Source organism: Candidatus Macondimonas diazotrophica (genome assembly GCF_004684205.1).
Classification (GTDB): domain Bacteria; phylum Pseudomonadota; class Gammaproteobacteria; order UBA5335; family UBA5335; genus Macondimonas; species Macondimonas diazotrophica.
Genome location: NZ_SRIO01000012.1, coordinates 41,015 through 53,419, shown reverse-complemented (window position 1 = coordinate 53,419; position 12,405 = coordinate 41,015). Strand labels below are relative to the sequence as shown.

The window sequence follows — 12,405 nt, the reverse complement described above, 5'->3', positions numbered from 1 at the left end:
GCCGTGCAGCCTTGGGGTCGAGAGTGGTGGCGGCTGTTCTTGATATTGGTCGTCACGGGCGGTATGGGCGCTTGGTTCGACGCGCTCTCGTGGGGTTTGTGCGCCGGATTGGCGATCAGCCTGGTCTGGCAGCTCTGGCAGCTTCGCCGCTTCGAGTTGTGGCTGATGGGGCGCGGCCCGCGACTGGACGAGGGACGGCATGATATCTGGGCCGAGGTGGCCGGTCAGGTATTGCGCATCAAACGCCGGAGCCAGAAGCGAAAGCGCAGACTTTCCCTGATTCTGAAGCAATTCCTGAGATCCACCGCGGCGCTTCCCGATGGAACGGTGGTCCTGTCGGCCGATTCGCGCATCGTCTGGTTCAATCACGCCGCGCAGCGCCTGTTGGGATTGCGTTCACCGCACGACACGGGTCAGTGGGTCGCGAATCTGATCCGTGCCCCGGCCTTCGTCCGCTATCTGGACGACGCAAGCTATGACCAGACGGTCGAGATTCCGTCTGCGCATGAGCCCGATACCACGCTTTCCCTGCAGATCGTGCCTTATGGCGACGATCAGCGTTTGCTGGTGGTACGCGATGTAAGCCGGGAACGCCGTCTCGATCAGGTGCGCAAGGACTTCGTGGCCAATGCTTCCCATGAGTTGCGCACGCCGCTCACGGTCTTGAGCGGCTATGTGGAAATGCTGCTTGATGACGTCGGCCGGGATCACTCGGCTTGGGCTGGTCCGCTCACGGATATGCGTGAACAGACCGTTCGGATGGAGCAGTTGCTGGCCGACCTGTTGCTTCTGTCGCGTCTGGACGAGTCACCGCGCGCTGCGGCGATGCAGCCGGTTGATTTGACCCATTTGCTGCGGCGCTGCTGCGCCGAAGGGGCCCGGGTTGCCGCGGACAAGGTGACGATCGAGGCCGAGATCGACGAGTCATTGGTGCTGCGTGGCGTGGAAGGGGAGTTGCGCAGTATCTTCGATAACCTGATCTCGAATGCAGTGAAGTACACCGCTCCGGGCGGTAAGGTTCGTCTCAAGGCGGCGCGCGTCGGCGAGGGCTTGCAGGTGGAAGTCGTCGACACCGGGATCGGAATCGCGCCGGAGCATTTGCCGCGTCTGACCGAGCGGTTCTATCGCGTCGATGGCGGGCGCGGGCGTGACCAGGGCGGAACCGGCCTGGGTTTGGCGATCGTCAAACACGCCCTTCAGCGGCATGACGCTCAACTCCTTATTCAAAGCCAGCAGGGCGTTGGCAGCCGCTTTCAATGCCTGTTTCCCGCGCATCGGGTATTGGCCGTGAGCGCCCTCGAAAACTGCGGTTGAACCCAACCCGTTTCTTAGCGCGATCGATGCGCGCCGGCCCTGGCCGCGGGGGTGTATCCCGCATGCCCGAGCGGGTCGGTCGTCTGTCACCAGATTGTCATGATCCCGGTGCATGCTGGGCCCGCGCGGATGACCGGGGATCGGTGCGCCGATGCGCGCCCGCCGAGGTTCATGGGTCGTGGGTCTTTCCGCAGCGCGCCCGCCCTCAATCTGCGGATTTCGATCGCGCATAAGCGCTCTGCGCCTCGGTATGGCGCATTTCCAATGGAGGATTTTCGGTGTTGCAGCACCTCAGTAAGTTCCTGGTCATGGCCTGTCTGTTGACCCTTGGCGCCTGCGCCAACCCCCAACTGCGTCTGTATGACGGCGGTCAAAAGCCGGATTCCAAAATCGCGTTGGTTACGCTGCCCGAAGCGATTGAGGCGGCGCGTCTGAATGGGGTCGAGGTGAAGGGCGCCAGCGGGTTGTGGACCCGAGGCGACAAGGTGCTGGAACTGACCCCCGGCCGCTATGAACTGCTGGCGTTCTACCGCGAGGTGTGGGAACACGGTGATTCTCATGATGTGCTTCGTTCGGATCCGGTTTTGTTCGTGATCGAGGCAAAGCCCGGTGAACAGTATCGGGTCGAGTACGTACATCCGGACAACTATGCGCAAGCCAGGCAATTGGCGGCGGATTTCAGCGCCGTACTCGTCAACGAAGCCACGGGCAAGCGAACCGCCTCGCAGCCAAGCGGCGTGCGATTTCCGACAGGGCTGATGGCCCAGTTCAGCGGTGCCAGCGAACTGGAATCGGCCGATGGTCAGGCCCGCCCTGGGCAGCAACAAGTCATCGAGCCAATGGGAGCGGCGGCCGCGCGGTCTGTGTCGCCTGAGCCTGTCACCGATCAGCGGGCTGCCGAACGCGCCGCTTCTCCCGCGACACCGCGGGATGCGGACTGGGTCGGTTTGATGCAGGCCTGGTGGAAGCAAGCCAGTCCCGCAGAGCGGCGCGCATTTCTACGTTGGGTTGGTGAGCAGCCGAACTGATGGCTCGCCGGGTAAATCATTGATAGACCCGAACATTCCAGGATTGTTCCGCGAGCGGCTTGGTATTTCATCAATTTGTCATATTTTTGAAAGGAAAATTTCACCGCTTCGCCCCATACTTTGCCCGATTCTTGGGGCCGGCGATGCGGTATTGCGTACGTTTCGGTAACCGAAGTGGATCAGGCAACCATTCGAGGCCGCGAGGCACTCGACAGGCGCAAATCATCCGATTCAGGGCGTTGTGAAGGGAGATTTCAGTGAAGAAGAATCTAGTCGCAGTAGCTATGGGAAGCCTTATGGTATTGCCGGGTGCAGCCCTGGCTGACGTCAAGGTCTATGGCCGATTCAATGTTGGCCTGGATGGACAGAAAGATGAGATCGGGCTGGATTCGAAGGAAGGGAGCACGACCTGGCGCCTGCAGGACCAGAACAACTCCTCGCGCCTGGGCTTCAAGGGCAGCCATGACATCGGCATGGGCGACATGTCGGTGATCTATCAGTTGGAATATGGCACCAATCCCGATGGCAGCGAGAGCGACGAGTTCTCGGAGCGGAACATTTTCATGGGGCTCCAAGGCGCCTTCGGGACCGCCAAGGTCGGTAAATTCGATACGCCGGTCAAAGAAATCGGCAGCAAGGCCGACCAGTTCAACGACGAGTCCATTGGCGACATCACCAATCTGATGGTGGGTGAGACCCGCGCCAACAACATGATCCAGTACAACACGCCCAAGCTGGGCAACCTGGTGACCCTCACCGCCGCAGTGGCGCCGGGCGAAGGGCGCGAAGCGCTCGACAATGCCAATGACGAGGACAACGGCGTTGCCGATACCTATTACGCGTCGGCAGAACTCGAACAAGGACCGTTTTATGCTGCGGTGGCCTATGCCGGTGATCAGGCAGGCAGTCTGAAATTCGATGGAAGTACCGTTGGGGTCGACATTCTCCGCGCCACGGTTGCGGTCGAATTGATGGAAGCCCTGGAAATCGGTGCACTCTATCAGCAGGCCAAAGGCATCGATCAGGATAATGGCGTTCAGGGCGGCGATGCCGAAGAGACTTCCTGGTTGGGTTCGATTGCCTACAGCTACGAAGCCTTCAAATTCAAGGTTCAGTATGGTCAGACTTCCGGTGATCAGACCGACATCGACCGCACCGAGCTCGCAGTTGGGATCGACTACAAGCTCAGCAAGGCGCTGACTGCGCAGGCCTACTACGTGACCTATGAAGACGAAGGCCGTACGGTTGGCGGCATCGACGATCCTCAGACCGACAGCTATGGTTTGGGCCTGGTCTTCAAGTTCTGAATGAGGTGAACGCATCGTTCGGGCATCCGAACGGTGTGGAGATCATCGGGGGTGGATCGCATATCTGCGATCCACCCCCTTTTTTGGTCGTCCCTGAAAGCCGCCAGCCACCGGTGGGCGGTCATGGATCAGCGCAGCCGGATTCAACGCGTACAACAGCGCCGAATGTCACATACGCCGGTCTAAAATGGCTGGAATGGTGACCGTGCATTGATCGGGGCTGCGAGGCAGGCATGGACGAGGTGAACCGAAACGCGCCGGATACACGCGCCGGCGAAAGTGTCGGGGCGAGGCTGGAAGTGCATGCCTTGCAGGTCAGCACGCACGCGGGCATGGGTCTGCTGCATCCCATGAGTTTCGCTTTGCCGGCGGGTGTGATCACCGCGTTGATCGGACCTGAAGGGGCTGGAAAAACGCTCCTGTTGCGGACCCTGTTCGGACTGACGCTTGCTGTCGGTCGCCTGGACGTTGCCGGAGCGGTCATTTTGCCGGACCGAACCGCACTGGCCCTCGATGACGCGGAATACGCTGAATCGGTGCGCCGGTCCATGGTATGGATTCCCAGCGCTCCGGCGGTACTGCCGGGTACACTGCGCGACAACCTCGTCTATGGTCTGCGACTGCAGGGCGAACGCAAGCTGAGCGATCCGGTCCAATCGATATTGGATCGATTGGGTCTTTCTGAGTCGTGGTCCCCGCGCTTGCATCGATGCGCGAGTGAGCTGAACGGTGAACAGCGCTATCTACTGGCGTTGGCGCGCAGTTTGATCGTCGATCCCCGGGTGGTGTTGGTGGATGTTCCCGCGATGTCTCTGAGTCCCGCTGCAACAGGTCGAATGGAGACATTGCTGCAAGACCTGCAACAGGATCGTGTGATTCTGATGGCCACGCACAATCTGTCTCAAGCCGCTCGCTTGTCCGAGATGTGCTTGTTTCTTCACGCGGGGCGAGTCATGGAGTGCAGTCCTACCGATCGCATGTTTACCTGCCCGGAACGGCGGGAAACCGAATGGTACTTGACTGGGCGGTATGGCTCGGCGCAATTGACCCAATCGAAGGTATGGAGGAATCATGGAAGCCGGTGACATTGCCCAGCACACGTCCCGCCGTTACAACGAAGAGCTTGAAGGGATCCGCAGCCGGGTACTGGCGATGGGCGGCGCAGTCGAAGACCAGATCGATCAGGCTATGCGGGCACTGGTCGGGGCCGACAGTCAGCTGGCTGAAGAGGTGGTCGCTGCCGATCATCGCATCAACATGCAGGAGGTCACGCTGGATGAGGAATGCAACCGCATTCTCGCCCGCCGTCAGCCTGCCGCGGGCGACCTGCGACTGATTATCACGATCCTCAAGATCATCACCGATCTGGAGCGCGTGGGCGACGAGTCCTGCAAGATTGCGCGGATGGCTGCACAACTGAGCCAGATGGAGCGGTCTCCGCATTGCTATCAGGCCTTGGAGCATCTGGCCGCGCGCGCGCGCGCCATGCTGACCGACGCGCTCGATGCCTTTGCCCGCATGGATCCGCGTGCTGCGTTGCAGGTTGTGCATGCGGATGAGGAAGTCGATCGCGAATATGAAGCGATCTGGCGCCAGAACATCACTTTCATGATGGAAGATCCGCGTACCATTCGTCGTATGCTGGATATCATCTGGTGCGCGCGCGCCTTGGAGCGGGTCGGGGACCATTCCCGTAACATCGCCGAGTATGTGATTTTTCTGGTCGGTGGGCGCGATGTCCGACACATTTCACTGCAGGAGATGCGGGCCGCGGTGGATCGTTTGCATCCGCCCGAGCCGTCGGCCCCGTGAGCTCTGAGCAAAAAAAAGCGCCCCGATGGGGCGCGAAGTGCGAGAGAGGGAGATCGTGGAGGATCTAGTGCACACAAGCTGTGTGCGAAAGACTATAAGCACAGATTACGCCAGCTTGATTTCATATCGATGAATCAATATGTTGAAATAGCCACGCCGGATTAGCGCTCAGCCGCAGGCGGCTTGCGCGATCCGGTGTGGTGCACTCCGGCATCACGGTATCCTCCGATTGGTGCAGCGACAGGATTTTCCTCTTGCCTTCATTACGACCTCGTTTCCTCGGTGTCGGCCCATGGGTAATCTGGGTCGGCGTGCTCGTCCTGAGCGCAGTGGCCGTTTATGCGGCATACCTCGATCACACGATCATCGCGCGTTTCGAAAGTCGGCGCTGGTCTCTGCCGGCGCAGGTATACAGCCGCCCACTGGAGCTCGGGGTGGGCGAGGTGGTCGATCGCGACCAGGTGGTGCGCGCGTTGCAACGGGCGGGATATCGTGCGACGGCGCGCCCGGACACACCGGGGACCTATCAGGTAGATGGCCAGCACCGCTTGGTGATCCACGTGCGGGCCCTGTCATTCTGGGACGGCCCTCAGCCGGCTCGCCGCATCCGAATTCGCTTCGATGAAACCGGGATTGCCGAGCTGACTGCCTTGGATGGGGAAGCGGCGCCTGCATTGCTTCGCTTGGACCCTGAATTGATCGGATCGCTTTACGGATCGGATGGGGAAGACCGCGTTCTGGTGCGCTTGAATGAAGTTCCACAAGCGTTGCTTCTGGGACTGCTCGCGGTGGAAGATCGGCAGTTTTCCCGGCATGTGGGGATCGATCCGGGGGCGGTGCTGCGGGCGGCGCTATCCAATATTCGGGCCGGACGCATCGTGCAGGGTGGTAGCACGTTGACCCAGCAACTGGTCAAGAATCTGTTTCTGGACAGTGACCGAACCTTTCGGCGCAAGTTTGACGAAGCGTTGATGGCGGTGCTGCTGGAATGGCATTACACCAAGGCTGAAATCCTCGAAACCTATCTGAACGAAGTCTATCTCGGCCAACAGGCCGGGCGTGCGATTCATGGCTTTGGTCTCGCCAGTGCCTATTATTTCGGCAAGCCATTGAGCGAACTGGAGATTCAGGAAACTGCGCTGCTTGTCGGGCTGGTCAAGGGCCCGTCGTATTATCATCCGTTGCGCCAACCCGAGCGAGCGCGCAGCCGTCGCGATACCGTGCTCGGGGTGTTCGCCGAGGTCGGGCTCCTTGATCAGGCAACATTCGAGGTGGCTCGATCCAGGCCACTGGGCGTGCGCACCGCCGCGCAGCGCGGAGGGGCGTACGGCGCGGCATTGGGGCTGGTCCGCGCCCATCTTCTCCGTGATTACTCTCAGGACGATGTGATCGCCGAGGGTTTGCGGATCTACACCACCATCAACCCGGAGGTTCAGGGTCAGGCGGAGCGTGTTCTTCGACGGAACCTGGACCGACTCGCCCAACAAGGGAAGAAAGATCTCCAAGGCGCGATTGTGGTGACCGATGTCCTCACTGGCGCGGTTCAGGCCGTCGTCGGTGGTCGTGACGATGCCGCCGGGGGATTCAATCGTGCGCTTACTGCGCGGCGGCCGATCGGTTCACTGGTCAAGCCGGCGGTCTATCTCGCCGCGTTGGAGTCTGGACGCTATACACTGGTCAGCACGGTGCGAGACGAGCCGGTGGCAGTCAAGGTGGCGGGTGGCACCATCTGGCGGCCGGGCAATGCATCTGGACGATTCCATGGCGAGGAACCCCTGTTCCAGGCGCTGGCCCAATCGCACAACGCGGCGACGGTGCACCTGGGGCTTGAGGTCGGGATTCCGCGCATCGTTCAGACCTTGCGCAATCTCGGTGTCAATGCGGATATTCCACAGGTTCCTGCAGTACTGCTCGGCACCCTCGAACTCAGTCCGATCGACGTTGCCCAGATGTATCAGACCCTCGCCGGCGGCGGGATCCATGCGCCGCTGCAGATCATCCGGGAAGTCGTCTCCCCGTCGGGCCAGCCGCTACGCCGCTATCCTCTGGACCTGCATCAGGCGGCATCCCCCGAAGCGGCGGCACTGCTTCATGCCGCAATGCGGCAAGTGGTGTTGAGAGGAACCGCTCGGAGTGCGGCAGGGTTGCCGTCGAGTTGGGAAGCCGCCGGAAAGACCGGCACTACGGACGAACAGCGCGACGCATGGTTTGCCGGATATGCGGGCAATCGCATGGCGGTCGTGTGGGTCGGTCGGGACGACAACACGCCGATGGGGCTGTCGGGCTCATCCGGTGCCTTGCCGATCTGGCTCGATCTCATGCGCAACAGCGATGTTCATCCTATCCCGCGTGTCCTGCCCGATTCGATGGCATTGCGTTGGGTGGAGCCGGCCACTGGTCGGGCCGCCGGCCCGGAGTGTGCCGGTGCGATCGAGTTGCCGTTCCAGCAAGGCACTGGCCCGGGCAATCCGGTACCCTGCGCGTTGACGGAGCGATGGGCGGTGCACCCGGATGAAAACTCGCCGGTGCAGCACCTTCGCCAGTGGTGGCAGGATTTGTTGGGCCGCTAGGCCGGGAATATCGTCAAAAGGAGCGCGCGCCGTGATGTACCGGCTGATGCTGGGAATACTGCTTCTGGTTTTGACTGCCTGCAGCAGTACCGGGGGGCGCTTGCCCACGCCGTTGCCCCCGGTGCCGCCCCCGGAGCCCGTGCCGGCACCGGCGCCGTCTCCGCCCGTTGAACCATCCACGCCGCGCCCCCCGGAGCGGGAAGATGTCCCGATGGCGCCGCTCAGTCCCTCAGCCCGCACCCTGCTTACGCAGGCTGAAGCGCAGCGTGAACGCGGCGACCTCAATGCGGCTACGGCGACTGTCGAGCGGGCTCTGCGCCTGGCGCCCGCACATCCTCAACCCTGGCTCGCACTGGCGGACATCCAGCTGACTCAGCAGCGTCCTGCGGAAGCCGAAGCGATGGCGCGACGGGCGCTCTCCCTGGGTGGTGCGACGCGAACCGTCCGTCGGCAGGCATGGACGTTGATTGCCCGAGCCCGCCAGATGCGGGGCGATTCGCAGGGCGCCCGGGATGCGCAAGAGCGTGCCGATCGCGAGACATGAGCGACGATCCGGAAAACGGCGGAATCTGGGGGGATGAATCGCCCCTGACCCAGCAACTGAAGGGCTATCAGGTCCGGCCCGGTCAAATCCAGATGTCCGAGTGGATTCGCGAAGCCCTGGCCGGCCGACAGACGCGGGTGATCGAAGCAGGAACCGGAATCGGCAAGACCTTTGCCTATCTGGTTCCGATCCTGACGATGGGCGAGCGCGTGCTCATTTCGACCGCCACCTTGGCACTTCAGGATCAGCTCATGGTCAAGGACCTGCCTTTTTTGCAGCGCGCTTTGGGTGTGAAGCGCGACGTGGTGCTGCTCAAGGGGCGCGGACGGTATCTGTGTCGCTACCGCTTTTTTCAGGCGGAACAGGATCTGTGGTATGACGGCCGCGGCGCTTTGGGAAGGGTCCGCCATTGGGTGGATCAGACGCGGTCGGGTGATCTGTCCGAATGTGCGGCGCTTCCGGCGAATCCGGAACTGATCGGCCGGATCACCGCCACAGGGGATACCTGTCTTGGCCAGGAATGCCCCGAATTTCGCACCTGTTATGTCGTCAAGGCACGCCGTGCGGCGATGGACGCCGAAGTCGTGGTGATCAACCATCATCTGCTGTTTGCCGATCTGGCGTTGCGGGAGGAAGGATTCGGCGAGTTGCTTCCGGGGGCTGATGGCGTGGTGATGGATGAAGCCCATCACGTCGCGGAAGTCGCCGCGCAGTTTTTCGGACGCACCGTGAGCAGCCGGCAGATCGCGCTGTTGATACGTGATGTACGCGCGGAGCGTGAAGCGGCCGGTGGCGCCGATCATCGGGATTTGATTCAGGCTGCCGAGTTGGTCGACCGGGCCTCCCGAACGCTGCGTGGGCACTTGCCGGATGGTGAGCGTCGGATCGCCTGGAATGCAAAGACGGATGAGGCGGGTGTGTTTCTGGCACAGCGCGCCGCGCTGTCAGACGCATTGGATAGCTTGGCAGCGGGTCTGCGAGGCGTCGCCGATCGCACCCCGGGATTGGCTCAGTTGCTGCGGCGGACGCAGCATCTGCACGACCATCTGGCGCGCTGGGGCGAAGAGGCCAGCCATACCGGGGAGGTACACTGGCTGCAGACCACCCGAACGGGCGTCGTGATGCACACAACACCGCTGGAGGTTGGCGAGCAGCTGCGCGAGTTCCGCATGCAGCGCCAGTGCGCCTGGATTTTCACCTCCGCCACACTGGCGGTTGGCCGGGATTTTTCGCGTTTTTTGAAAGACGTCGGACTGGATGAGGAGATCCCGTGTCTTCAGTTGCCCAGTCCATTTGATTATCATCGCCAAGCGCTGATGTACGTGCCCGAAGCGCTGCCTGCTCCCGACGCTCCAGACTACGAGGTCCGCTATCTCGCCGAAGTTCGTCAGGCATTAGAGTGGAGTGGTGGTCGCGCCTTTTTACTGTTCACCAGTCACCGCGCCTTGCGTCATGCTGCCGAGGCGTTGTCGGACTTGCAGTTTCCACTTCTCGTCCAGGGTGAGGCCCCGCCTGCACGGTTACTCGAACGATTTCAGGAAATCGGCCATGCGGTGTTATTGGGTGCGGCCAGTTTCTGGGCAGGCGTGGATGTTCGGGGCGATGCGTTGCAACTGGTCGCCATCGATCGCTTGCCCTTCGCCTCGCCGGATGATCCGGTGTTGCAGGCGCGGATCAACGCAGCGCGCGCGCGTGGCGGCAACCCGTTTCAGGAATGTCAGCTGCCGACTGCCGTGATTGCGATGCGTCAGGGGGCGGGCCGATTGATTCGGGATGCGAACGATCGCGGTGTGTTGCTGGTCGGGGATCGGCGTTTGATCCATCGATCCTACGGTCGCGCCTTCATGTCCAGTCTGCCGGACATGCCGGTGACCCGGAAATCCCACGAGGTGGCGGCGTTCTTTTCCCGACTGCGGAGCGAGGAGCAGCGAGCAGATGCGGTTATTGGCGATTGATGGCGCTACCGAACGGGCTTCGGTGGGGATCTGGAATGACGGTGTCGCGAAGTACCGCGAACGCGAAGCGCAAGGCGGTCACGGTGATTGGCTGCTCGCGACGGTGCGTGAGCTCCTGGACGATTCTGGTTATCCCCTTTCCAGCTTTGATGCTATCGCCTTTGGGTGTGGGCCGGGTAGCTTTACCGGATTGCGCGTCGTTGCTGCCGTGGTCCAGGGATTGGCGTTCGGCGCCGATCTTGGCGTGATTCCCGTATCCGATCTGGAAATACTGGCCCAGGATGAGGCGGAACGCGGCGATGGGTCGATTCTTGCCGCACTGGATGCACGCATGGGGGAGATCTATTGGGCCGCGTTTTCGGCGCGGGCAGGGCAGCTTGTCCGGCTTGTGGACGATACGGTGGGTGCGCCGGAAAGCCTCATTTTGCCAGACGCCGATGGACAGTGGCGGGGTGCGGGGAATGCGTGGATGGCTTATGGGCCGTGTTTGTGTCCGCAGCGCATCGTGCCGCCTCTCGGGGATGTGCTCCCCGCAGGGCGCTGCTTGATGAGACTGGCGATATCGCGTTATGAGACCGGCGCGATGGTGCCGGCCGAGGCCGCCTTGCCGGTCTATGTGCGCAATCGGATTGTGCAATCGCATTCAGGGCCCTGATTGCCTGGTATTGTGCTGCCTGTGGCCAAGGGCAGTACGGACAAAAGAAAAGCCCGGTTTTGACGCCGGGCTTTTCCAGGGGAAGGTTCAGGGAACCTTATTATTCAGCTCTGACCTTTTCTTTCTTGGTCGCAGAAACCACCGCAACCACACGACGGTTCAACTGACGGCCTTCTGCGGTGCGATTGTCCGCGATCGGACGTTCTTCACCGTAGCCCACGCTGGTCAGGCGGCTGGCATCGACATTGAACTGGTCGATCAGCACTTGGCGAACCGCTTCAGCGCGGCGCTGGGACAGGCTGAGGTTGTAGGCGTTGGTGCCGATCGAGTCGGTATGGCCTTCGATCACGGTATCCGTCATCGGATACTGCTTCATGAAGTCAGCGACTTTCTTGATTTCCGGATAGTACTCAGGCTTGACCACGGACTTGTCGAAGTCGAACAGCACTTCCAGGCGGATCGTCACCGGCTTTTCGATGATGATGTAGCAGCCATCGGCATCAACCTTGGCGCCTGCGGAAGTTCCGGGGCACTTGTCGCGGGAATCCGGAATACCGTCGCCATCGGCATCGCCATCAACCGGCTCTTCCATCATCACAGGGGCCGGAGCGGGAGCCGGGGCAGCCGCTTCGCCGAAGGTGTAGCCGATCACCAGGTGAGCGATGTAGTCGTCGATGTTGCTGTCCGTGTAGCTGACGTAACGGCCATCCAGACGCGCAAACAGGTTGTCGGTCAGGTTGGCTTTCAGGCCCAGGCCGGCACCGATGACAGGCTCATCTTCGTCGAAGTCTTCCAGATTCGGATCGATCTTCTTGAAGCCGTCCGCTTCATACCAGGCGTAACCGGCCGACAGCAGGGCGTAGGGGGTTACAGTCCATTCAGGCATGAAGTTGTACATCAGGTCCAAGGTGGCCTGAGTCATCTCGAAGTCAACCCCATCGGCACCTTCGACCTCGGTATCGACGCGGGAGCCAACCAGTTCCAGTACCCAGTGGGGCGTGAACTGATAGCCCAAGCCCAGCCGGTAACCGACATCGTCCTCGACACCCGCGGCATCGTCATCAAACCATTGATAAACGGCACCGGGAGAAACTACGAAACCGCTTTCGACCACTGCATGAGCAGCTGGTGCAGCCAAAAGCAGAAGCGCGGAGGCGCCTGTAAGTTTTTTCAATTGTGATTTCATTCGTTTAGGCTCCTTAATTCACTAACCTGACAGG

10 protein-coding genes are annotated in these 12,405 nt (G+C 61.3%); 9 read left to right on the top strand and 1 reads right to left on the bottom strand.

What is annotated here, in order from left to right:
• The first annotated feature begins 3 nt into the window (after positions 1 to 3).
• The 9 genes from phoR to tsaB all read left to right on the top strand — a co-directional run bounded on the left by phoR (position 4) and on the right by tsaB (position 11,185).
• Positions 4 to 1,314, top strand: coding sequence for a phosphate regulon sensor histidine kinase PhoR (gene phoR / locus E4680_RS09730; protein ID WP_135282217.1), 1,311 nt, complete (start codon positions 4 to 6; stop codon positions 1,312 to 1,314).
• A 278-nt stretch (positions 1,315 to 1,592) separates the two neighbouring features.
• Positions 1,593 to 2,342: a DUF2057 domain-containing protein gene (locus tag E4680_RS09725; protein WP_135282216.1), complete on the top strand. Its 750-nt coding sequence runs from the start codon at positions 1,593 to 1,595 to the stop codon at positions 2,340 to 2,342.
• A gap of 257 nt (positions 2,343 to 2,599) precedes the next feature.
• The gene (locus E4680_RS09720) at positions 2,600 to 3,649 is read left to right on the top strand and encodes a porin (protein WP_135282215.1); all 1,050 of its coding nucleotides are present in this window, start codon (positions 2,600 to 2,602) and stop codon (positions 3,647 to 3,649) included.
• Positions 3,650 to 3,882: 233 nt separating this feature from the next.
• Positions 3,883 to 4,734 (top strand): ATP-binding cassette domain-containing protein, encoded by an 852-nt coding sequence (locus tag E4680_RS09715; RefSeq protein WP_135282214.1) that lies wholly within the window; start codon positions 3,883 to 3,885, stop codon positions 4,732 to 4,734.
• Positions 4,721 to 5,461: a phosphate signaling complex protein PhoU gene (gene phoU, locus E4680_RS09710; RefSeq protein WP_135282213.1), complete on the top strand. Its 741-nt coding sequence runs from the start codon at positions 4,721 to 4,723 to the stop codon at positions 5,459 to 5,461. The genes E4680_RS09715 and phoU overlap by 14 nt, the downstream gene beginning before the upstream one ends.
• Before the next feature lie 254 nt (positions 5,462 to 5,715).
• Complete coding sequence (gene mrcB, locus E4680_RS09705) at positions 5,716 to 8,031, top strand: penicillin-binding protein 1B (protein WP_167792467.1); 2,316 nt, start codon at positions 5,716 to 5,718, stop codon at positions 8,029 to 8,031.
• A 34-nt stretch (positions 8,032 to 8,065) separates the two neighbouring features.
• On the top strand, positions 8,066 to 8,575 hold the full coding sequence (locus E4680_RS09700; RefSeq protein ID WP_240696178.1) for a tetratricopeptide repeat protein: 510 nt from the start codon (positions 8,066 to 8,068) through the stop codon (positions 8,573 to 8,575).
• Positions 8,572 to 10,530, top strand: a complete 1,959-nt coding sequence (locus tag E4680_RS09695; protein ID WP_135282210.1) for a DNA repair helicase YoaA — start codon at positions 8,572 to 8,574, stop codon at positions 10,528 to 10,530. Before E4680_RS09700 ends, E4680_RS09695 begins: the two co-directional genes overlap by 4 nt.
• Positions 10,511 to 11,185 (top strand): tRNA (adenosine(37)-N6)-threonylcarbamoyltransferase complex dimerization subunit type 1 TsaB, encoded by a 675-nt coding sequence (gene tsaB / locus E4680_RS09690; protein ID WP_135282209.1) that lies wholly within the window; start codon positions 10,511 to 10,513, stop codon positions 11,183 to 11,185. The genes E4680_RS09695 and tsaB overlap by 20 nt, the downstream gene beginning before the upstream one ends.
• A 100-nt stretch (positions 11,186 to 11,285) precedes the next feature.
• Here the strand turns inward: tsaB and E4680_RS09685 are convergent, their stop codons facing one another.
• A complete protein-coding gene (locus E4680_RS09685; protein WP_135282208.1) occupies positions 11,286 to 12,371 on the bottom strand; it encodes an OmpA family protein in 1,086 nt (361 codons plus the stop codon).
• Between the last annotated feature and the right edge of the window lie 34 nt (positions 12,372 to 12,405).

Coding starts and splice junctions, on each gene's coding strand:
- tsaB (WP_135282209.1), top strand. CDS start 10,511: ATGCGGTTATTGGCGATTGATGGCGCTACCGAACGGGCTTCGGTGGGG.
- E4680_RS09685 (WP_135282208.1), bottom strand. CDS start 12,371: ATGAAATCACAATTGAAAAAACTTACAGGCGCCTCCGCGCTTCTGCTT.
- E4680_RS09700 (WP_240696178.1), top strand. CDS start 8,066: ATGTACCGGCTGATGCTGGGAATACTGCTTCTGGTTTTGACTGCCTGC.
- E4680_RS09715 (WP_135282214.1), top strand. CDS start 3,883: ATGGACGAGGTGAACCGAAACGCGCCGGATACACGCGCCGGCGAAAGT.
- phoU (WP_135282213.1), top strand. CDS start 4,721: ATGGAAGCCGGTGACATTGCCCAGCACACGTCCCGCCGTTACAACGAA.
- E4680_RS09695 (WP_135282210.1), top strand. CDS start 8,572: ATGAGCGACGATCCGGAAAACGGCGGAATCTGGGGGGATGAATCGCCC.